This is a genomic window from Caryophanon tenue (genome assembly GCF_001700315.1).
GTDB classification, from domain to species: domain Bacteria; phylum Bacillota; class Bacilli; order Bacillales_A; family Planococcaceae; genus Caryophanon; species Caryophanon tenue.
This window is the reverse complement of the sequence record NZ_MASJ01000018.1, coordinates 1-22,748: the sequence shown is the minus strand read 5'-3', so window position 1 is coordinate 22,748 and position 22,748 is coordinate 1. Positions and strand designations below refer to the sequence as shown.

The 22,748-nt window shown below is 37.7% G+C and carries 18 protein-coding genes, 2 pseudogenes and 1 riboswitch; of the genes and pseudogenes, 11 read left to right on the top strand and 9 right to left on the bottom strand.

The window, feature by feature from the left end:
* Window positions 1–228: 228 nt before the first annotated feature.
* From A6M13_RS09640 to A6M13_RS09620, 5 genes are read right to left on the bottom strand one after another with little or no spacing between them, the layout of a single operon-like run.
* Window positions 229–1,806 carry an ABC transporter ATP-binding protein gene (locus tag A6M13_RS09640; protein ID WP_066545389.1) on the bottom strand — a complete coding sequence of 526 codons (1,578 nt, stop codon included), beginning with the start codon at window positions 1,804–1,806 and terminating at the stop codon, window positions 229–231.
* Entirely contained in the window at window positions 1,779–2,636 is an 858-nt protein-coding gene (locus A6M13_RS09635; protein WP_066545388.1) for an energy-coupling factor transporter transmembrane component T family protein, read from the bottom strand. The genes A6M13_RS09640 and A6M13_RS09635 overlap by 28 nt, the downstream gene beginning before the upstream one ends.
* Window positions 2,633–3,175, bottom strand: a complete 543-nt coding sequence (locus A6M13_RS09630; RefSeq protein ID WP_066545386.1) for a DUF4430 domain-containing protein — start codon at window positions 3,173–3,175, stop codon at window positions 2,633–2,635. Before A6M13_RS09630 ends, A6M13_RS09635 begins: the two co-directional genes overlap by 4 nt.
* Window positions 3,172–4,938 (bottom strand): prenyltransferase/squalene oxidase repeat-containing protein, encoded by a 1,767-nt coding sequence (locus A6M13_RS09625; RefSeq protein ID WP_066545384.1) that lies wholly within the window; start codon window positions 4,936–4,938, stop codon window positions 3,172–3,174. Before A6M13_RS09625 ends, A6M13_RS09630 begins: the two co-directional genes overlap by 4 nt.
* Before the next feature lie 2 nt (window positions 4,939–4,940).
* A complete protein-coding gene (locus A6M13_RS09620) occupies window positions 4,941–6,986 on the bottom strand; it encodes a DUF4430 domain-containing protein (RefSeq protein ID WP_066545382.1) in 2,046 nt (681 codons plus the stop codon).
* A 154-nt stretch (window positions 6,987–7,140) separates the two neighbouring features.
* A riboswitch (cobalamin riboswitch) is annotated at window positions 7,141–7,321 on the bottom strand.
* Window positions 7,322–7,805: 484 nt separating this feature from the next.
* Between A6M13_RS09620 and A6M13_RS09615 the strand changes: the two genes are divergently transcribed.
* The 9 genes and pseudogenes from A6M13_RS09615 to A6M13_RS16015 all read left to right on the top strand — a co-directional run.
* The gene (locus tag A6M13_RS09615) at window positions 7,806–8,489 is read left to right on the top strand and encodes a hypothetical protein (protein ID WP_066545380.1); all 684 of its coding nucleotides are present in this window, start codon (window positions 7,806–7,808) and stop codon (window positions 8,487–8,489) included.
* Window positions 8,490–8,698: 209 nt separating this feature from the next.
* Window positions 8,699–9,271, top strand: a complete 573-nt coding sequence (locus tag A6M13_RS09610; protein ID WP_066545374.1) for a TetR/AcrR family transcriptional regulator — start codon at window positions 8,699–8,701, stop codon at window positions 9,269–9,271.
* Window positions 9,272–9,384: 113 nt separating this feature from the next.
* A complete protein-coding gene (locus A6M13_RS09605) occupies window positions 9,385–10,176 on the top strand; it encodes an SDR family NAD(P)-dependent oxidoreductase (protein ID WP_066545372.1) in 792 nt (263 codons plus the stop codon).
* Window positions 10,177–10,409: 233 nt separating this feature from the next.
* Window positions 10,410–10,868 (top strand): JAB domain-containing protein, encoded by a 459-nt coding sequence (locus tag A6M13_RS09600; protein ID WP_245669283.1) that lies wholly within the window; start codon window positions 10,410–10,412, stop codon window positions 10,866–10,868.
* 118 nt (window positions 10,869–10,986) lie between these two features.
* Window positions 10,987–12,074, top strand: a pseudogene (locus tag A6M13_RS16130) (tyrosine-type recombinase/integrase).
* Window positions 12,071–13,969: a tyrosine-type recombinase/integrase gene (locus A6M13_RS09590; protein WP_066545370.1), complete on the top strand. Its 1,899-nt coding sequence runs from the start codon at window positions 12,071–12,073 to the stop codon at window positions 13,967–13,969. Before A6M13_RS16130 ends, A6M13_RS09590 begins: the two are co-directional and overlap by 4 nt.
* Window positions 13,970–14,347: a DUF6262 family protein gene (locus A6M13_RS09585; RefSeq protein WP_002333497.1), complete on the top strand. Its 378-nt coding sequence runs from the start codon at window positions 13,970–13,972 to the stop codon at window positions 14,345–14,347.
* A 317-nt stretch (window positions 14,348–14,664) separates the two neighbouring features.
* Window positions 14,665–15,468: a lincosamide nucleotidyltransferase Lnu(G) gene (gene lnu(G) / locus A6M13_RS09580; protein ID WP_002333496.1), complete on the top strand. Its 804-nt coding sequence runs from the start codon at window positions 14,665–14,667 to the stop codon at window positions 15,466–15,468.
* Window positions 15,469–15,609: 141 nt separating this feature from the next.
* Window positions 15,610–15,732, top strand: a pseudogene (locus A6M13_RS16015) (JAB domain-containing protein); the annotation flags it as partial.
* 462 nt (window positions 15,733–16,194) lie between these two features.
* Here A6M13_RS16015 and A6M13_RS09575 read toward each other — a convergent pair.
* The 4 genes from A6M13_RS09575 to A6M13_RS09560 all read right to left on the bottom strand — a co-directional run bounded on the left by A6M13_RS09575 (window position 16,195) and on the right by A6M13_RS09560 (window position 19,659).
* On the bottom strand, window positions 16,195–16,662 hold the full coding sequence (locus tag A6M13_RS09575) for a GNAT family N-acetyltransferase (RefSeq protein ID WP_083998303.1): 468 nt from the start codon (window positions 16,660–16,662) through the stop codon (window positions 16,195–16,197).
* A gap of 134 nt (window positions 16,663–16,796) precedes the next feature.
* Entirely contained in the window at window positions 16,797–17,249 is a 453-nt protein-coding gene (locus A6M13_RS09570) for a hypothetical protein (protein WP_066545365.1), read from the bottom strand.
* A 982-nt stretch (window positions 17,250–18,231) separates the two neighbouring features.
* On the bottom strand, window positions 18,232–18,732 hold the full coding sequence (locus A6M13_RS09565; RefSeq protein ID WP_066545363.1) for a hypothetical protein: 501 nt from the start codon (window positions 18,730–18,732) through the stop codon (window positions 18,232–18,234).
* 57 nt (window positions 18,733–18,789) lie between these two features.
* A complete protein-coding gene (locus A6M13_RS09560) occupies window positions 18,790–19,659 on the bottom strand; it encodes a GNAT family N-acetyltransferase (RefSeq protein ID WP_066545360.1) in 870 nt (289 codons plus the stop codon).
* 331 nt (window positions 19,660–19,990) lie between these two features.
* On the opposite strand from A6M13_RS09560, the gene A6M13_RS09555 reads away from it, so the two are divergent.
* Both A6M13_RS09555 and A6M13_RS09550 read left to right on the top strand, forming a co-directional pair.
* On the top strand, window positions 19,991–21,796 hold the full coding sequence (locus A6M13_RS09555; RefSeq protein ID WP_066545358.1) for a M3 family oligoendopeptidase: 1,806 nt from the start codon (window positions 19,991–19,993) through the stop codon (window positions 21,794–21,796).
* A 201-nt stretch (window positions 21,797–21,997) separates the two neighbouring features.
* Complete coding sequence (locus A6M13_RS09550; protein ID WP_066545356.1) at window positions 21,998–22,555, top strand: GNAT family N-acetyltransferase; 558 nt, start codon at window positions 21,998–22,000, stop codon at window positions 22,553–22,555.
* The last annotated feature ends 193 nt before the right edge of the window (window positions 22,556–22,748 follow it).

The window sequence follows — 22,748 nt, the reverse complement described above, 5'->3', positions numbered from 1 at the left end:
GTCACACATGTGAATATGTCATGACGAATGTTTATATAGTGGGGGATTGTTATACAATTTTCATCGCTTAATGTAAATGGAATCGTAATTTAGCTAGCTGTGCGTGACGAAAAGGCTTGAGGAAGTGGGAATCGACACGTCCATGTGGTACCACCTTTAGAACAAGCATCTTGTTCACCCTAAGCCACAGAAAAGTGACTCCGCGTGAAGCAAATCGCTACCTACTTATTAATCTACATACTGACCACGGTACGTCTCCAATAACTCCTCATTCGTAATAACCCCGTCGATGCTACCGTACGCAATGCGCCGCGCAGAAGTCGTGTAAAAGCGGTTCATGCTAAAGAAATCATGTACCGTTTGTGTTGGGGTGAGCTTTCCTTGGAACAGCATCGCGCAGTGCGTAGCATAATGTGCCGCAAAATCAACATCGTGTGTGACGACGAGAATGCTCATTTGCTGCGTCCGCATCTGCAAAATCGCCTGTCCAACAACCGATTTTGCATGCGGGTCAAGCCCTTTTGTCGGCTCATCTAGTAGCGTAATAGCGGCGCCGAGGCAAAAAATTTTCGCAAAGGCGACGAGCTGCTGCTGTCCACCTGATAGCGAGGCAGGGTGCTGTGCAAAAATCGGCTGTAATTGAAATAGCTCGCATATATAGTCGTAGCGCATTTTATAGCCTTCCGCCGCCACACTTTCAATGCTCGCAAGCTCCTCTGCAACCGATTGCTTACTAAAAAATGCGCTCGGCTGCTGTGATAAATAGGCGATGCGTTGCTTGCTCGTAGCGACTACACGCCCTTTATACGCTTTTTTTAGCGAAGCGAGCACGTGTAGTAGCGTTGATTTACCGCTTCCATTTCCACCGACAATGGCAAGCACTTGTGATTCGAACAATGTGACGCTTGCCCCACGCAGTACATCCGCTCCTTGCCGTGTGTAACGAAAATAAATATCGCTTCCTTGTAACGACACGTTGCCAATGCGAGCAGTTGGTGCGTTCAACGTTGCGGTGATGCGCGGAAATGTTTGACGCGCCTGCAATACGCTCAGCGCGAATGGCAACGTTGGGCAATGTGCGCTCATAAACGCTGCTGCTCCACACGCATGAAGCAATCGATGCTGCTTTAATGCTTTTACGACCGCTTGCGGTGTACCATTGTATGCGATTTGCTTCTGTTCAATTACGACAAGTCGGTCACTCATCGGTAGTAGCTCTTCTAGGCGATGCTCGACAATAACAATCGTTAAACCGAGCTCTCGATGAATGCGGCCCAGTAGCTGTAAAAAATGTGTCGCAGCGAGTGGATCAAGCTGTGCAGTCGGCTCATCTAACAATAAAAGATGAGGACGCTGCACGAGCGCAACGGCTAAGCTCACAAGCTGTTGCTGTCCGCCTGATAACGTATGCGTCGGCGCATCAAATAAATGCGGTATACCTAAATACTGGAGTACCTCCGCAATGCGTTGCTCCATTTGTACAGTCGGCACTTGCATGTTTTCAAGTGGAAATGCCAGCTCCTGCCAAACCTTTTCCATAACGAGCTGTTCTCGTGGGTTTTGCATAACGTAGCTAATGGCATGCTTCGGCGCATTATGTAGCGGCTTGCCTTGAAATAAACATGATCCTTCCACTGTAGCAGATAATACATCGCCTTTTAATATGGATAGCAGTGTCGACTTTCCACTTCCGGTCATACCTGCAACCGTAATGAATTGCCCTTCGTTGACCGTAAAGTCGATATGTTGGAGTGCCACGTCGTCACCATATCGCACCGTTACATGTTTGATTTCGCATAATACCATGACAATTGTTCCTTTCCTTCTAGCACTACAGGGAGCGCGTATAAAATAATGATGGCAATGAATGCATGTGGCGGTAGTGTCAAGCTGTCCGTCGCAGGATAGTAGCGAAAGGACGGCACACTATACAACGCCATAGCAGCAGCGCCGAGCGTCACGATGACGATGACCGTATCGCGCACATGCCAGCGAAAAAGCTGGAACTGTGTGCGCTGTTTGGCGTATCCTTTACTGTTCATCACAGTAGGCTTCCACATGACGCTGTCGATTGCTTGCATCAACGTATGAAACTGAAGCGTCGCATAACGCCCCATGCGGTCAAAGCGACTCGTCGTTTCAAAATAATGCCCACCTTTTTGAGCGAGCACGTGTTGCTGCCAATGCTCGCGAATGTATGGAATGAAACGAAACACCATGATGAACACGAGCGCTACTTTCGGATGAAGGCGTGTGAACAAAAATAAAAAGTGGTTTGTTTGCATCGTCAACAGCAAGGATTGCCAGCAAAAGACGAGCAATACAAGCAACATGCCAAGCATTGCACCGTACACAATTGCCTCCTTTGTGATGGCATTGTCGTTATAAAAAAATAGCGGTGTGATGCCATTATGTGAAAAGGCACTGTACATGACGGCAAGCAGCGAGCCGTATATACCGTAGTACAGTACATCTTTAATGGCTTGCATAAACGACGTGAGCAATGCGACGTGCAACACAGTCATAACGAGTGCAAATGCTAGAACAAGCGGGTGCATCATATAGCTGGCAAGCCCAATCGTCAACGCATAATACGTTAATAAAAATAGTGGGTGAAATCGCTGTAAGCTGTTCATCGTGCCGCCTCCCATTCATAGCCTAAGTCGCGTCCGAGGTCACATGTATAGTGCACTGTAATAGTGTCCTCATCGTGTAGCTTGTATTGGCTTACACCGATATTTGGAAATTCACCGTTGACCTCGTACATCCAGCCGCTTAATGGCCCACATGAAAACTCATATAAATGCTGAATACCTTGAATGTAGACGGAATTAAATACATTGAATTCCGCCCCTTCATATTCCATTTGCAAGCGGTGATGTCGCACAGCTCGGTTGACAATATCAAACACCGTATCACCATCGCGCAGCACGTACGTTTGTTTAGCGAGCATCACACCATCTGCAGGAATATATGGATGAATCGATTGATCAATGCGCGCTAAATGCTTTGTCGCCGTATCGGCACGAATTTCGAGTGTCACGACATGTGAATCCGCCGTAATTGCATCTAAATTCGTTAAATAATATTCATCGACGGATTGAAACTTCGTGCCTGAAAATAGAAAAATACAGGCACAAATAATAAGTGTGACGATTAAGGCATCCTTCTTCATGCGTGCTGCCTACGCTTTCGTTGAACGATGCGGTACGTAAATATGACGATACCAAGTGTAACTATTAATACAAGCGCATATGTTAGCCATCGCTCGCGCACTAAGCTGTCCATATGTGCGTCTAACTGCATTAAATCATCGTAATTAATAATTTGTTGCTGTTCTGCTTCTGGTAAGGCGAGGAATCGTTGCTGAATCGTACGCACCGTTTCCTCATCTTGTAGCGTCACTTCAGCAATCGGGTAAATATGCTGTAAAATATCTTCATTCAATGCATCGATGTCTCGCTGAAGTGCCTCAATATTTGCAATGACCGCTTCAAGCTTTGGTACGACATCATGCATATGCTCATTTGCATATCGTAAGTAACGAAGTGCGTCGCGGTAATCAGCTGTCGCAAAATCGTCGCGTGTGAGCCATTGTGTTACTACATCGTTCGTAATTTCTTGCTGCGCGCCACCTGCGAGCAGTGGTGTCACTGTACCTGCCCCATTTGTCGTTATGCCCATTTCCTTTGTGAAGTATGGTGTGTCGTATTCTATGCTTAACTGTTCGACCGCTCGCTGTACATCGTCAAAATGTTCAATGTACATAGTGTCTGCTGGTGCGATGCCTTCATACGCTGTGAGTAGCGCCTCGACATCTTTGCGGCTTTGTAAATTAGCATGTTCAATGGCTTCCTCAAGCGCATCAATTTGTGCTTTTTCCTCCGTAGTGAGTGGGGCACGCATATCATATAAAGCGCGTAGTTGTTCGCTATAACGCTTATATGCAACGAGCGCATACAGTGCTTGCTCACTTGCCATCGAATTCGACTCATCTGGTAGCGACGTCGGGTTTTCTGGGTTGTACGTTGCCGCGTGAATGAAGCCACCATCTTGCTGCTTGTAGCGCATAAGCCCATCAAGCACCGTATTGCCATTTTTAATAAAGCGCATGTCGTTGCGCAAATCAATTTGCAGCATACTTAATGCAACGAGTACTTGTGCTGTACTTTCGGCATTTGTCGTATCATACGAGCCGAAGTCACCATTTGCCGATTGCATCGTGCTCAATGTAGCAAGTGCTTCTTCAACGACAGTGCGCACTGATTTTGTTACAGTGTCTCCTGTTGCTTGCTGTGTATATGTAAACTGCTCAAAGCTGTTTGCATATGGCGCGAGTGCTTGCAGTGCCATCGCCGTAATGTCAACGTCGGCACGGTCGTGATAAAACGAGAAGCCGCCGTCTGTAAGCTGTGCCGCTAAAATCGCTTCGATAATTTGTTGGCGTGTCGTCACCGCATCATTAGGCACGATGTAGCGCATGCTGTCGAGCGTAATTAATCCCCAAATCCAACCGTTAATGCCTTGTGTACCGAGCGATGCTGTCTTTGCACGATTGTATGTGCCGTCTGCAATTAAATGAATGCCACCGATGTTCGTCGGGTCGGCACCTACTGCAAGCAGCGCAAGTGACAGGCGATGCCATTCCGTCGCCTTCATTGCGTCAAGCTTGTCAGGTAATTCATATCGCGCCGTTATGAATTTTTCAGTTACCGCGATGTACGCATCAAAATCGTCCGCATAGCCTAATCGTCCAAGCGAGAATGCGTACCAATCGAGCGTGCTTGAAGCTGCTTGTAAGAGGGCATCTTGCTCATCCAGCTGCTGTTGTTGTTTTTTCCATGTAATAATCCCTTCTATCGTATCGTCGACGAATGCATGTGCTGTGCTCGGGATAAGCAGCAACACGCATACTACATACAGTGTGAATCGTTTCATTGTCACCATTCCTTTTCCCAGTTACTGCCTGTCTCGTTCGCATTTTCACCAACACCATTTGCCCCGAAGCCGCCGATATCGCGACCGTAATGCAGTGTAAAGCGAATACGTACGACATCACCATCAAGGAAATATGCGTCCGAGAAGCCATAGTTTGGATAATCGCCATTTATGCTAAACATCCAACCGGCACCGTTGGCAAAATCAAACTCTCCAAGTGAATGAAGGTTGTAGTCTTCCTTACTCGCGCGCGTCGATGCTTGCTCAACAAGCGTCCATAGCTCATCTGGAATGCGGACGTTTTGAAGCATATTTTCTTTTTGAATGCTCGCTAAATAAAAGTTCGAATCAAGCGTGCCAGTTGACCGGTATGTGTAGCCGTATTGACGTAGCAATTGGTCAAGTACATATGTACCACGCTCTCCTTGACGAATATCAACTTTTGTCGGTGGAATAAAGTATGGAATACCAAGTACCGATCCTTCTACACTAATCGTTGCCTGTCCAATTACACCGCCATTTACGTCTTCGGCGGATACGTGAAACGTTTCCTTCACAACACGTCCTTCTGCATCCCACGCACGAATATCAATGACGTTATCGCCGTGTTGCAGCGTTAGCTTGTAGCTTGTCTTCTCTGAGTCATCCCATACGAATGGCACACCGACACCGTTAATTTTCACGGCGACGTCTTTCCCACGAATACGTGTACCATCTGCCGTAGTTGCCCAGATGTTAATCGTTTTGATTAAACCTTTTACATGTGTGCCGTCCACTAAATCGGTCTTGAGCGTCGGTGCAAGCACATCAACGGGCTTTTGCTCTGTTATCGTTGGGTCCGCGTATAAAATATTATATTGCTCTGTTACAACTTCCTTGCCGTCTGTTGCGTGCAGTACGATTTTGTTCGTGCCCGCTTGTAGCGTCACATTGTACGAGCTCGCAGTTTCGAGTGTTTCTTCATTAAATTGCACGCTAACATGAATATCATCATCGTTTTGTATGGCGCGTGCTGTAAACGCGAATGTCGGTACGCTCACTTTTTGATCCACTAAATCGGTATGAATGACAATCGTTGTGTCTTCGGCTGTGCGTGTAACGGTATATGTTTCCTCGGTATCGCCTGCACGAAGCACAATTGTATTGTCGCCAATTTGTAAGTCGGCACGATATGTATTGCCAGCTCGAGCCATCAATGCTTCACCGTTTATCGTCACAGCGAGCGCCACTTTTTCTCCTGCGCGCATCGCATTGGCAGAGAAGCGATATGTATCATCAAGCGTTGTATCATTTGTTAGTGACGTGCTAATGACGACATCGCTCAGATTTAATGTAATGCTGTATGTGGCTGCTACTTGTACTACATTGTCTTGCGCATCGCGATATGTTACGGCAATATGTAACGTATTGTCGCCTTCTGCAAACGTTACATCACCATTGAAGTTAGCGAGCACAACGTCATTTAACGTTACAACTGTCTCTTGAACCGTCAACGTATCATTAACATGTGTAATCGCTACGACGTAATCAGCAGTCGTCACCGTTTGCCCATCGTACACATTCGTTTCAAAATATGCCTCTGCGTCTTTTGCATCGTCTTGTACGATAATATTTGGGCTGTCGTCCGTTATAGGTGCATCGTTTGGTAGTGTCGCCTGTGGTGCAATCGGTGAGGACGTGTTCGCTGTATTCGCTGTTGGTTGTGTCGTCGCAGGGGTGTTGGGCGTTTGCTGTTGCTGCATCGTCGTAGAATTGTTTGGCGTTTGCTGTTGCTTTGGCTCCGCGTCATGACGTACAGGCTCTATTTGTGTTTGTTCAATCTCACGCTGTTTCTCCTGCTCAGGTGATGTACTTTCGGTTCGCTCCTCTTTTGTCGTTTGGGGTGCATCTGTTACTGCGGCTTTGGCAATTTGCTGTCCTTGCAGCGTCATCGTGGAAGCTGCGTCAATTGCCGATAAATTTTGTTGTACGGGCTGCACACTCACAAATGGCAAACATACGAGCAGTACAGCAAGTAGCCATTTTATGTAGCGAAGCGAATTGTGCATAATTTGTTCAACCTTTCCTATTATTTACGTCATGAAATCGCGCGCACAAAAAAACGCTATTTCTCAACGGCTGAGAAATAGCGGGAAATAAGCATGGAAAATGAATAAAAAGACATGCCGATTTGCCGTATAGTCTCTTTATTCCGAAGAGAATGGATACGATCAGAAAAAGACAGGTCTCCTGACTTATGCATCAATTTACTTTGAACCCTTCCCATCGACTATCGACAGTGGCATCGTTCATTTCATCAGCACTTTACAGTTGCGGAAACAGTTTTGGATTTACACCAAATTCCCTATTAAGCCTAATCGGCATCTTCTTCCTGCTGGACGTATTTACTTATGTTCAAGAATAACAGATAAATTTCATTTCGCAATCATATTTCAAAAATTTATACACGCTTGCTCACGATTGAAAAAGCTGGTGGTGCTCGATATACAGCATACAAAAAGTCTAGTGTGGATTACAAACAAAGCTGATTTTTTGTCGATTGGCACGAATGATGTAACGATTCCCGACAGCATTTCCTTATGCAACACCATAAGTAGGGAAGGGGCGTTCACATGATGATGCCATTTCCTCCGCCTGTAACAAGATTCCCAAATATGTAACATTAATTTTAGTTGAAAAGGATATATGTGATCAAACCGTACTATATGAACATGTTACAGACAATAAGTGAGCTTTACTGTTTTCTATTTGAATTACCTCCACTTATCTTCGCTTGAGGTGGGGGATTGTCGCTTAAATTTTGATAAATTCTTTGTAGTTAATTCCTTTTTGAAATGATAGAATTATCAAAAAATATAGATTAGGTTGTGTATCATGAAAAAAAACTAGGTTGTCTCCACGCCCATTACTCAAATATTGAATATATTGAAAAAGCACTTTCACTATATGATATTGAATGCCTACATTTTGTAGACCCTGCGTTAATGTATCGAGTAACATCGGATCAAAATTTGGATAACGTCGATGCTCAAAATAAAGTCAATGAACAATTAGAGTGGATTTCAACATCAAATGTCGATGCTATTCTCATTACTTGTACAACCTACATTGCGATTTTACAAGAAGAAAATGTATCGGTATCTGTTCCTATCATCAAAATTGATGAGCCATTTTTTGAACACATTAGTAACATAAAGCATCCACAAACCATTTTATTTACAAACCCTGCGACAGTTAACGGAACAATAGAACGTCTTAATCAATACACAAATGATCACAAAAAAACTTTAGATGTAAATGTTATGACCATTAACGATGCATTTGAGTTAATAATGCAAGGATTAAAAAGTGAATATAACCATAAAATAATTAATTTTTTAGCCACTGCTGTTAAAGACAATAGCATTATTTCAGTCGCTCAATTATCTATGGTTGATGCTGCTAAAGAATTTGAACAGATGACATCTCACACAATTATTAACCCATTAGATACATTAATTTCCTATATCATTAATCGCTTAGACATCGAAAAGAAGACCATTTCCAATTAATTAGGTTCGTTTAAATTATAATAAGTTTCATCTGTCGTAACGTGTCCTCGTGTCCTTTAGGTGTAGTTTTATCAGTTGAAAATCATATACCGTGCAATGAATGTCTTGTTGATTATGATGGGTAGTATAAGCACCTAACACGCATAGTATGTATAGTATAATGACTATAAATAAATCCATAAACTTAACTAAAGAAGCGTGGTGTAATCATGATTGAAAAAGAACAAGTTCTGCACGAAACAGCGCTTAAAATTATGCGCTGCTTTCATAAACTTGTCATGGAGAAAGATTTTACAAAGCTTACGGTTGCTGAAATTTGCGAGGCTACGCAAGTTTCACGAAAGACATTTTATAAATACTTTAAAGATAAAAATGATGTCGTCGAGCAAATGTTAATTAAAGAGATAATCGTACCGATGGAGAATTTACGGGAATTGTATATAAATATGGACTTACCATCTGCAATGATTTTAGAGTGGCAATACCAGCAAATCTACAAAGATCGAAAATTTTACGAACGCGTTAATGCATTTACGGGACAAAATTCTTTCTATGAATTTGTACTAAAACATTCGAGTGAAATCATCTCGAAAAAGTTACAACCACTAAAACTGTCTGATTTAGAACATGAATATATGACCTATTTTTATGCTTCCTCGCATACAATGCTACTTGTAAAATGGATGAAAGATGGTATGATGGTTCCGCCGAAATTGATGGCATCGTACTATGAGCGATGGACATTGCCTATTTTCCAAAATTACGATGAACAAAGTAGGTAACAAATCGTTTAAATTGTTTCCTTTTGCGTAACACTGACAATTAAATCGGAATCGTTTCTCATATATAACACACCGTATACTAGATGTAATGACATATACAAGGAGTGTTAAATATGCAATTAAAGGATAAACGTATTATTGTAACTGGTGGCGCAAGTGGCATCGCTGCAGGTACGGTTCGTGCTTATGTACGTGAAGGTGCAACAGTAGCAGTTATAGATATTAATGATGAGCTTGGTCAACAAACAGTGGCAGAGGCAAATGCCTTATCAGATGCGACAGGTAAAGCGACGTATTACCACTGTAACATCGCTAACCAACAAGAAGTATTCACGGTGTTCGAGCAAGCGGCCAAAGATATGGGAGGTTTAGATGTTTTAGCGCATATCGCAGGGGTAGAGAAATTAGCGGCAGCTGAGGACTATAAACCAGAAGATTTAGACTTCCAATTTGGTGTCAATATTAACGGTACAGTATACACAAACCAAGCAGCATGCCGTATTTTTAAAGAGCAAGAAGGAGAAGGCAATATTATTAACTTTTCTTCTGATACAGCTTCTTCAGGTATGGCAGGTGGTGCTCTATATGCGGCTTCAAAAGGTGCCGTATATGCATGGACACGTACAATTGCATACGAATGGGCATTAAAATACGACATTCGTGCAAACTGTGTGAACCCAACAATGAAAACACCGATGTATGACCACTATTTAAATAGTTTAACAGACGAAGCGCGTGCGAAGTTTTTAGAAGCGGAACGCCTTAAAGTACCTTTCCGAGGTGAAATGGGTGATGTAGACCGCGACATGGCACCTGTAATGGTATTTTTAGCGTCAGAGGCATCAGGCTTTATTAATGGGCAAATTATTCCGGTCAACGGTGGCCGTAACATGTTACGCGGATAGCTTTATCTAAGTTACAATATGCAGCCATTTTACGCATATTTATATAACTAACCTAAAAAGGATCACTTTTACGAGTGGTCCTTTTTTATATTAGTTGATGCACGAAAAGACAATAAAACAACAAAAAGAAAATATTGCAAAATATGAAATGTTAATGGTCTAAAATGGCTCCTTTTCGGTAGTGAACCATACGAAAATCATTCTACAGTTTTATGATAAATAGAGGCGGGATTATGCAGCATAACGATCATACACTTGAAAATCAAATGGAAGCGAATGCCGCGGCATTCATTTTGAGTAGGGGTGTGTTTCCGATTTCGGATTGTGGCTTCAAGCAATCGCAAACATACGAGGAGGAACGCATCTATGAGATTGTACGGTTGAAAGCAAAGTTTCGCAAATTGCCAAAGAAATATTTATCCAAGAACTTAGAAGACTATCCTGTTCGTAGCCCAGCAGACTTTGCTCATATTGCGATGAAGTTTATCGGCGACGATGACCGCGAAATTTTCTTAGTTGCTTGTTTATCGACAAAAAATAAAATTCAGTCGTTACACCGTTGCCAAATTGGTCTATTGAATGCAAGTCTTGTGACACCACGTGAAGTGTTTAAAACAGCCTTTTTACAAAATGCCGTAGCCATCATTGTCGCACACAACCACCCATCACAAGTATTATTATCCATAGTATAATGAATAATAGTAGTTAAAGTAGTTTAGGAGGGGGATATTAGGGAGGTTTTTACTTTAAATAAAAATTAACAAGGTCTATAATTTATAGTAGTTAAAGTGGTTAAAGAGGTGGGAGGATGTGAAGGTTCAAAGGATAAAAGTGGAGAATAAGCCATATCCATTGTATTTATTGCTAGATGAAGAATATCAGGTAATAGAACCAGTAATGAGGTTTATAAAATATCTAGATAATACTGGTAAGTCACCAAATACCATTAAAGCATACTGCTATCATTTAAAGTTGCTATATGAGTTTATGGAACAGAGGGGGACCTTACCCTTAATGATATTAACTTTGAGAAATTAGCAGATTTTGTAGGTTGGTTGAGATACCCAACAGCAGCAAATGTAATTGATCTCCAGTCAAAAGAAGCCATAAGAGAAGAAACGACAGTGAATACAATTTTAAATGCTGTTATGAGTTATCTGGAATATTTAAGTAGATTAGGAGAATTTAAGTCAATTGATGTATTTAAACAAGCAAAGGGGAGAAATTTTAAGGGGTTTTTACATCATATTAATAAGGGTAAATATCAAAAGAATGTCTTAAAGTTAAGGGTTAAAAAGAAGCAGATAAGAACACTAACATCAGAGGAAGTTAAGCAAATTATTGATGCTTGTCATACGAAGAGGGATAAATTAATTTTAATGCTTATGTATGAGGGTGGTTTAAGAATCGGTGAAGTGTTATCGCTAAGGCTTGAGGATATTGCCACTTGGGACAATCAAATCCATTTAACACCCAGAGACGTTAATGTTAATGAGGCCTATATTAAATTAAGGAAGGAAAGAACAATACATGTGAGTAAAGAACTTGTGGCACTTTATACAGATTATTTGGTATATGAGTATGGTGAGGACTTGGAGCATGATTATGTTTTTATTTCTTTAAAAGAAGGCTATTTTGGAAAAACACTAAAGTACCAAAGTGTTCTTGATCTAGTTAGAAGAATAGTTAAAAGAACTAGAATAGAGTTTACGCCGCATATGCTACGCCACACTCATGCAACGCAGCTAATTAGGGATGGATGGGATGTTGCACACGTTCAAAAGAGGTTGGGCCATGCACATGTTCAAACAACGTTAAATACCTATGTTCATCTTTCAGATCAAGATATGAAAAATGAGTTTAATAAATATCTTGAGAGAAAGGAACATAAGAAATGAATGATTCTAGTAAAAGGAAAATTATCAGTCAGAGTGAGATCAGTAAGAAAATAGCTGCAATGAATGAAGAATTGCAGGGATTTTGGGCTAATAATAGTTGGGATATAAGGAAATGTCCGCATCCTTCTGCCATAGAATTAAGTAAGAACCCTACTTTAAGAAATCGGTGGGTTCGTTTTGAACGTGTTAAAAATCTGTGGTTAAGAACAGAATTGAAATATTTTTATTTTTACCATTTAAATAATGGAATATGGAATGCAAAAACTGTATGGATTAGAAAAGGAACTGTAATTAATAGAATGTTAGATTTTTTAGATTTAAAGTATCCTAACATTACTTCAATTACTGAAGTTCCTATTAAAAAAGCAATGACGGAATATAGGACATATTTGACAGAACAGGGTGTTAGAATTACCACTACTAATTATAAGATTACTGCTAATCAAGAAAAAATAGCTGTAGAAGCTAATTCTTACTATGTTACTAATTTAAAACAATTTATGGAGTTTTATGAGGACTTTTATTTTGATGGGGAGGAGTGGGATAAAGACATTTGGGATAGACGTAAGTTACCTTTGCCAGATGATAAGGTTAATCCGACACAATATGAATATGTAATTAACTTTAAAGGGGTTCGCAATACGTATTTTAAACAACTCGTAAAAAGATATTGTAAATTGAGATTAAATACGGATAGCTTTTCCTATGTATGTGATATCGCCCAAAAACTTAAAGAGTTCTTTAATTTCTTGGACATGAATTTTAAACACGTTCAGAGAATAAACCAATTAACGAGAATGGAAATTGAAGCATATTTAAGCGAATTAAATATGATGGGGATAAAGCCTAGCACAATAAATGGGAGGATCTCTATATTGGAAGGACTATTTAGTACCCTTCTAAGGCTAGAATGGAATGATATTCCTTCCAAGGTGTTAATCTATCCAGAAGACTATCCCAAAATACCGAGAGCAAAACCTCGTTTTATAGATGAATACGTTCTGGAGCAATTGAACAGTCATCTTGATAAATTACCCGAATATATAGCTACGATGACTATGATAGTCCAAGAATGTGGGATGAGGATAAGCGAATTGTGCACCTTGAAAAAAGGTTGTCTATTAGAGGACAAAGATGGAGATTACTTTTTAAAGTATTATCAATGGAAAATGAAAAAGGAGCATATAGTTCCAATATCAAAAGAGGTAGCTTTATTGATTAAAGTTCGGGAAGATAAAGTTTCATGGGAGTTTCCAGATAGTGAATACCTCTTTCCAAGAAAAGATGGATCGCCATTAAAACAAGAAACATTTAGAGACGAGTTAAACAAATTAGCTTATGAGCAAAAAATAGTCGATAAATCAGGCGAGATTTATAGATTCCATGCCCATGCCTTTCGCCATACAGTAGGAACAAGAATGATTAATAACGGAGTACCGCAGCATATTGTACAAAAGTTTTTGGGTCATGAAAGTCCTGAAATGACAAGCAGATATGCTCATATTTTTGATGAAACCCTTAAAGCTGAATTTACAAAATTCAAAGAAAAACTGGTAACTAATAATGGAGATATAATTGAGTTAGATAATGACAATGAAGTCGATGATGTTGATCTTCAATGGTTCAAGAAAAATATTAATGCACAAGTTCTTCCAAATGGTTATTGCCGATTACCAGTAATAGCAGGTTCTTGTCCACACGCCAATGCTTGTTTAGATTGTACTCATTTTTGTACAAGTAAGCAGTTTTTATCGCAGCATGAGGAACAGTTAAATCGTACTGAGGAGTTATTGGCAGTCGCTAAGGAAAAGCAATGGCAAAGGCAAATAGAGACTAATAACCGTGTTAAAGAGCGACTAGAGCAAATAATTGGCAGCCTGAAGGGGATTAGTTAGATGGTTAAACAGGTACGAAATACAGAGGAAATTGTGCGTTTGGCAAAGCAAAAGTCCAGGCGGACTAGAGAAAATGTAGACAAGGTTATCTCTAAACTATCGCTTGAAGGTAAGACTATTAATTTTAACACAGTTGCAAAGGAAGCTAATGTTTCTAAATCATGGCTTTATAAGGAACATGATATTAGGCAAAGGATTGAATCTCTCCGAAAACAGCAAAAAACAGAAAATGTAATATCAAAACCCAAGAAAAGCTCCCGTTCTGAAGAAGTCCTTATTAAAACCTTAAAAACAAGAGTAAAGGAATTAGAAGAGGAAAATATAAGATTAAGGAACCAGATCCAAAAATTATACGGAGATTTGTACATTAGAGAATAGTTAATCTATGAGTTTCACCAACTTGTGCTTTGAACTTTGAAGTGTTAAAATTAATATACTATTAATCGAAAGGAGAGATGGGTGGACAATGAAGAACTAATCTAATTTTTAACAAATGAAATAGTATATTTCAGTTTAAAAACTTAGGATTAGTCTGCCCATTTTTCCATATACTAAATAAATGTAAGACTGAATAGCTAAAAAGGCTAAATAGTTTTATTTGAGTCCTTAAAAAGTGACATGACTAATCCTTCCAACATTATTTGGGAGGATTTTTTATTTCTCCCTGAATCAAAATAAAGAAAGAAGGAATCGAATTGTTAAAACAAAAGGAACTAATGGCAAGGGTTAAGGAACTTGTCCAGTCAGATGAACGAATATCTGCTTGTATGATGTATGGCTCTTTTACAAAAGGAGAGGGAGATCAATACTCTGATATAGAATATTACGTTTTTCTAAAAGATGATACAATTTCCACCTTTGATTCAGCAAAATGGCTAAATGAAGTCGCTTCCTACACTTTACTCTATCAAAATGAGTACGGTACGGAAGTAGTAATTTTTGAAAATCTAATACGTGGTGAATTTCATTTCCTTTCCGAAAACGAAATGAATATTATTCCTTCATTCAAAGAATCAGGCTACATTCCTGACACAAAAGCAATGTTTATTTATGATGAAACAGGACAACTAGAATTGTATTTATCAGAGTTGGAAGGTCCGGGACCAAATAGACTTACAGAAGAAAACGTAAATTTTTTATTGAATAATTTTTCCAACCTATGGTTAATGGGGATTAATGTTCTTAAAAGAGGGGAAAATGCACGTTCACTGGAACTTTTATCTCAATTACAAAAAAATATACTACAACTCATTCGAATTGCGGAAGAAAATGCCGATAATTGGTTTAATATGACAAAGAATCTTGAAAAAGAAATTAGTCCTGAAAACTATGAAAAGTTTAAAAAGACTACTGCCCGATTAAATGAATTAGAACTATATGAAGCCTATAAGAACTCTTTGCTTCTCGTTATGGAACTTCGAAATCTCGTTGAAAAACAGTATCAATTAACCATTAGCGATGATTTTTTAGGCAAACTGTTTAATTATATGAACGAATAAATAAAAAGCCTGTATCTCAAGTGATAACTAAGATACAGGCTTTAATTGTTATTTACTTTAAATACATGTTCTCAAAGTGAAAGTATTGATTTTAATGGATTTTTAATAGTTTACTCTTGATAATAATGAACACCAAGCGCTGAAGATATTGAAGTAACGAAGCGTTTGCAGGAATCGGGTGTATTACTCGGCGTCGAAGTATTAGATTATCTCATTGTCAGTCAAAACGGGTACATGTCGTTTAAGGAAAAGGATTATATGTAAATGTAGGAAAGAAGAGGTGTACAAAATGTGCGCCTCTTTTCAATAATACTTTCTATTATCTTTTTGGCAATCGTATTAACCAAAGCATGGTCATGCTCAACAAAAAAGCAACATTGGTTGATAGGTCTGCATCATTTTTTCAATTTGCCGATGATTAAATACATTTAAATAATTGAGTGGCTCATCCCATATATAGGGTCCCGTCAGGAAAATGCTGATTTATAATGTTAAGAATATGCAAGGTTTTATGCAACATCGTGATAAACGCAGTCAAATCTAAAATACACGTAATCTGTTACTGGCGCTGGTTTTTAGTGAAAGTGTATAAAATAAAGAATAAATAACATACCAATAGAAAAGACAGAAACGCTGTTAAATCAACGTTCCTGTCTTTTATGTTCATTCCCAAACTTTGATTTGGGAACGTTTTTTGAAATTGAAATTCATATTATATACAAAATATTATTTAACTAATTCTTTATACATGTTGATACCTGCAACATGAAATCCTAAATTATTATATAAATTGATTGCATGTTCATTGCTTCCGAAAACATGTAGTTTAAAGAAGGCAATTTCTCGATTTAATAAAAGGGATTCAAGTTCTTTCATCACCTTTTTTCCAATTCCTTTTGAACGAAAATCTTCTTTAAGATATATTTCATACAAAAAAGCACTTTTGTTTTCTTCAACTACTTTTAACCATACATATCCTACGACTTTTCTATTTTCTATAACATTATAGAATTCATGATATTTTGTGTTAAATCCATTGGACAAATACCCGCTAATTGCCTTTTTTGCCCTTAGAAAAGCAGATTCGTTTATTACTTCAAAAGTGTTTTCTTCAAGTGTGAGAGCATACCTCTGCGTTTTATCTTTTATGTATGTGTTATATTCATCTTCATTCATTGGTACTAATAGTTTCACTTTGACAACCAACTCCAATCAAGTGTTCTCTAAATTAAACAGACTATATAATAAATATTCTTAAAGCACCATTTGGAAGTTTTTCCTATAAAGTCCTCAAAGTTTCATTTGGGAACGTTATTTTGCATGAGAAATTAATAAGGTTCGCTAATTGCATAGCGATTTTTCTTACCCATCCAATCATTAACTTCTCGCCATTTCATTCTTTTAGCTGAAATCCAATTGCTACAAGCGTCTGAATTTTCTTTAGGATGCCAATTATAATCATCAGCCCAATAAAAATTATCTTCAACTTTCAAAATGATTGCATCACGTATGATTGAATCATAATTTTCTGGACTCGGAATAATATGAACCCCTGTTACGTTTTCAAAAAGGATTTCAATTGCAGATGGATTAGCAAATTGACGTTGAAATAATATCTTTACATTTGTATCTAATTCTCCCGGTACTGCCATAGATAAATCTTCATTCACATAAGTTCCTGTCCACATATACATTTCTCTTAAACAGCCATCGTGAAAATAACCAAAATGCTCTAGTAAATGCTCAATATCTGATTGTTCATTTATTTCAACCCAATTCATATGTATTCCCCCTTTGAATCATACTCTAATACATTTCGTAATGGATAAGCAAAGAACATTCCCAAACCACTGTTTGGTAACTTTATTTTCCCTTATCGTTGTAAATCCGCAAAAATCTGGCGAGACCCCCTCTAAGCCGCTTTTCTAAACTGAGTTGAGGTATTGTACCTGGGCTCAGTTTTCATTTTGTGTTAATGCGTTTCGGATTGTAATTATCTATATATTTTCTAGTTCCTGTTAATTTCTGCAATTTGTTTTGTTATATGCTTCAAATATCGACTGAACTTAGCCGCTTCATGTATGTGTGTCTATATTGTTTAATTGCAGTTAACTACAATACGCTTTTATCATTTCGAGTTAACCAGTTAACTTTATTTGAAATGAGTAAAATTAGTTGTTGGAAGTGCAGGTTTTGTGCTTTCAGTTAACTTCATCAACATGTGAAAACTTGGCTTGTCTTGCGTTGATAAAAGCCGTTGCATATTTTCTGTTGGGCACTAAAAATATTCGCTAAAATGAAGGACGAAAGAAAAGTCGACAAATAAACGAAATGTCCAGATGTCTAATTAGCATGATGTACTTAAGGAATGCGAAGAATATACTCGTTTGTCTGCAACAACGTGCCGAACGAAGCCAGCTATAAAATACACTTAAACGTTACGGGTACTAAATCTGTAGAATCGTGTATAAAATCACGTCTAAACAATCTTCATTAAAAAAGCCATAAACGTTGACTTAACAGCGTTTATGGCTTTTGTGTTCATTGCCAACCTTTAATTTGGGAACGTTATTATTTAATTATTTGGTGTTATTTAATCGTTTTTCTATTATTTTTGTCACCCTTAAAATCACTGTTTGCGTTGGTTCTAAATCTAGATTACATAATGGACAATTATTCATATTTTTCCTCCTAAGAATCCCCTATTCATTCCCTAAGTTTCATTTGGGAACATTATTTCGAATGACGATGTATAAGTTAATCCTATTCTTCATCAAAAAAGTCATTTAGGAAAAAAGGTTCTACTCTAATTTCTCTTAAAAAATATTTTATTTCTGTATGCTTATATAAATATTCACGTTTAGGTACTAAGATTTCTCTTTCCAACTGTTTGTATAATTCCTGGTCAATGTCAAAAGTTGAACGAGTATATTCTTTACTATTTTCTTCAATCTTATTTAAGAATAAAATGATATATTCATACATAGTAGGAAAATCAACTTCAATTTTCTCATGATGTTTTATGAATGCCTTAATGAACTCTTCTAAATAAGATGCTCTATACAAAAATGGGAAACTACAAAGTGTCGACCAATTCCCTAAATAAATTGTAAATGTAGCAATCGCATATCGACGTGTTTCCTTATCTGGATCGCCAAAATACTCATAGTACGCTTCTTCTTCAAAATCTTGACCTGTATGAAAGTAGCCGATTTCGATTCCTTTTAGGCCTCTTTTTACTTTTTCAATAATTTCATTGGACATATGTATCCCTCATTTTAAAATTTATTGATTCTTTTGAGACTATATGTTATCTAAAATCTACTTAGAAGAAAATGTATAACTACATAGTTCACTTTTATTAGTAAACCCAACTTTTTCATATACTCGATTTGCTTGTGCGTTTTGATTCGATACACATAGAATAAGCTCGTTTATTTCAGAGAATGTAAAGATTTGATGAACGACTGTATTTAATAATTTCGTTTCATATCCTTTATTTTGATAATCTAAATGAATGGCAATATACTCTAAATTTGCATGACAAAATTCGGGTTCCACTTCGAAATATGCATATCCAATAAATTCATGATTATTTTTTAAAACAAGTAATCGATGATTTTTAGAAATACGAGAAATTATTGTTTTGGCATCATAGTACGTATTCGGAAAAGAATGGTTATGTAACTGTTCGAAAAAATTGAAATCTGTCATGTCAAATGGCAATAAACCTTCGTCGTTTTGAGCATTTAAATGTTCCCTTTTAAGGGATAAAATTCGATGTTCACCAGTATTTTTTGCGCCAATTTGTTCGACGAATGTTTGCTGTTTTATATTATCTACATGAATAAAAAACTGGTAGTGTCGTATATGCGAGAATTTTTGAATGAGTAAATGCCAAAGTTCGTTTTCGATATGTAATTCCTTATGTTTACTGAATGGTCCCCACACTTCTGCACAATCACCATCCATATCTAAGCCAATTGCGCCTATTATATGATGTGCCTTATCTTTCATAATCGCAAATGGTAATTCGCCATTTTGTTGAATAAAATCTTCTTTTAATTCTGAGAGAATCTCTTGTGCATTGCTACCGATATACCCTATATTTTGTGATTTCTGAACATTACAAGTCGCCAAAAAATTAGCAAGCTTTTCGATGCCTTCATTTCTCGCAATAGTTGCCTTCATTTTAAATCTCCTTACCTTCTAATTATCTTGCTATTCTTTCAAGTTTTATTATATACCATCTGATTGCCTAGGAAGAAACATCATATAGAAAGAGGAAAATAGCCATTAACGAACTGAATGATGATATTGGTTCCCTAAGCGATGTTTCGTAACATTTCAAATAAGCCAATGGAAACCTTACATCAAGCAGCTGGACATTTATTGTCTTGATTGTTTTTTGTTTATCAAATAGCGGTTTGTAAAAATTAATATGTTTCAGGATTTTGTAGTAAGAATATTTCGTATAGTATAAAATATAGAATGTACGTTCTTACGAGAGGGAGAAAAATTATTGAATAAACATAAATATAATCAAGTTTGGAAGCTAGATAGTATTTTTCAAGATGGCAGCAATTCCATCCAACTCCATAAACATTTGCAAGATATTGAAGAAGGGCTAGAATTAGTAAACAAAAAGCTCAATGTTACGACTATTTTAAATTTAGAAGATGCTGATGACATTTTAAACGTACTAATTGAGATTGGAAATATGAAGTTAAAGCTATCTGAGGCCACTTCATTCGTCATATGCTTACTTGCTCAAAATCCAATAGATCAACAAGCAAGTGTGATACAAGGGGCTATTTCTAACTTGAGCAACGAATATACTAATACGTTAACAAAATTTCAAGCTATACTAGCTACTACGCCATTACCCAGTTGGTTAGAAATTCTTGAAGCGGACATATTAACGGAATTTAAATTTATACTAACGGAATGGCGTTATGAAGCTGAATCTCCCCTTTCGGCAAAAGAAAAAGCGATTTTATCTAACTTATCTACAGATGCTTACCATGCTTGGGGGCAGATGTATCAAACGTTAATGGGAAATTTGGAAGTGGAATTAATCGTAGATGGTAATTCACAAAAATATTCAATAGGGCAAGCTTTGAATTTGCGCTCTCACCCGGATGAAACGGTTCGGAAAATAGCTCACGAATCGTTAGAACTTAAATGGATGGAACATAAGGAAGCTTTTGCGAAAATCTTAAATCATGTCGCAGGATTTCGCCTACAAATGTATCATTTGCAGGGGATTGACGATATTTTGCAAGAACCCTTACGTAAAAATCGTATGAATAAGCACACATTTGAGGCAATGTGGTCTGTTATAAAGAAACATAAACAACCTTTTGTACAATATTTGAATCGAAAAGCACAAATGAATCAAGATGAAAAAATGCAATCCTATAACTTTTGGGCACCTTTTACTTCAAAAATGAAAAAGATTGATTATGACGAGGCAATTGATTTAGTAAAACAACATGTAAGTAAATTAGGCCCCCAACTAGAAGCATTTGTCACAAGGGCCATTACAGAAGGCTGGATTGAAGCCGAAAATCGCCCGAAAAAGGCTGCAGGTGCATTTTGTGCTGGTTTCCCTATGTCAGGAGAATCGAGAGTTTTTATGACATATGACGGAACATTTATGAATGTTTTGACCCTTGTTCACGAATTAGGACATGCTTTTCATAATTCAGCAATGAATGGTTTGCCTGGGCTGAATAAGCAATATCCATTAAGTATTGCCGAAACGGCGTCTACGTTTAACGAAATGATTTTGATTGATGCAGCAATCGAAAATGCTGTGACAATAAACGAGAAAATATCGTTATTAGATGAAAAATTGAAAAGAAGCGTCATGAACTTCATGAACATTCATAGTAGGTTTCTTTTCGAACAAAATTTTTACGAAGAGCGAAAAAACGGGATTGTTTCAACTGAACGCTTAAACGACCTTATGCTAGAGGCAATTGCATTTGGATATGAAGAATCAATGGATAATGTATCTGCGTATACGTGGCTTTGGACACCGCATTTTTATATTACAAATGCGCCATTTTATAATTTCCCTTATGTATTTGGATATTTATTAGCATTGAGCTTAGTTGAAAAAGCAAAAGAAATGGGTGCTGACTTCGAAAATACGTATATACAGTTACTTCGCGATTCTGGAAAGATGAGTACTGAGGAACTGCTCTTAAAACATTTTAATGAAGATATTTCACAAGAAGCCTTTTGGGAAAAAGGAATGAAACTTTGTGTAAGAGATGTTAAGTATTTTCTTGAATTAACTGCTTTAGAAAGTGAAAGATGAAATTGGATACAAAGAACGTTCAACACCGCTTCGGGTGATTTTTGATTATACAAGTTACTAATATCGAGAGTTAGTAGTATATGGATCAAAAATATACGTAAGAGTATGTCTGCAAATTATTTTGTATGATGGTCACATCACTTCCCTTATCAATGGTGAGTTATTCGATTAGGGATTTTTTAATGTTAAGTAGGAATAAACATGATTTTAGAAACAAAAAGATTACTTTTAAAGCCTTATGAATTTGAATTTGCAGACGAAATTTATCAAGTCGTAAAGCATAAAGAAATTGCAAATACGATGGTGATGATTCCGCATCCATACCCTCGTGAAGTTGTCGATAGTTGGATTTCCTATTTACAAAAAAGTTTTGAGCAAGGAACGGCTTATGAATTTGCTGTATTTTTAAAAGAGAGTGATCGTTATATCGGAAATTGCGGGCTAGTTACGATTTCTAAAAATCACAAAAATGCTGAAGTAGGTTACTTTATTGACGTATCCGAATGGGGCAAAGGTTATGCTACCGAAGCCTGTAAAAAAATCATTGATTATGGCTTCCACGAACATCAATTAAATAGAATTTATAGTCGCTGTATGGTGAGAAATATAGCCTCAAGAAAAGTGATGGAGAAATCTGGAATGGTGTGGGAAGGACGACACAAACAAGAATTTTTAAAAGGTGATGTATATGAAGATATGGATTACCTAGCTATTTTAGCAGAAGATTATGTTCAAGATAAGGATTGCTTATGCAAATAACGTTCCCAAATTCAAATTTTGAGAATGAACATAAAAGGCAGAAACGTTGATTTAACAGCGTTTCTGCCTTTTCGTAAGCCCGTAATCAAATAACGCATATATTCAGGAAGGCACCTTCGGTACCATAAAGGTATCAATTTTAAGTAGGTGCCATTGTTATGCCTACAAATAAATTAACGATTGTCCCTGTTTC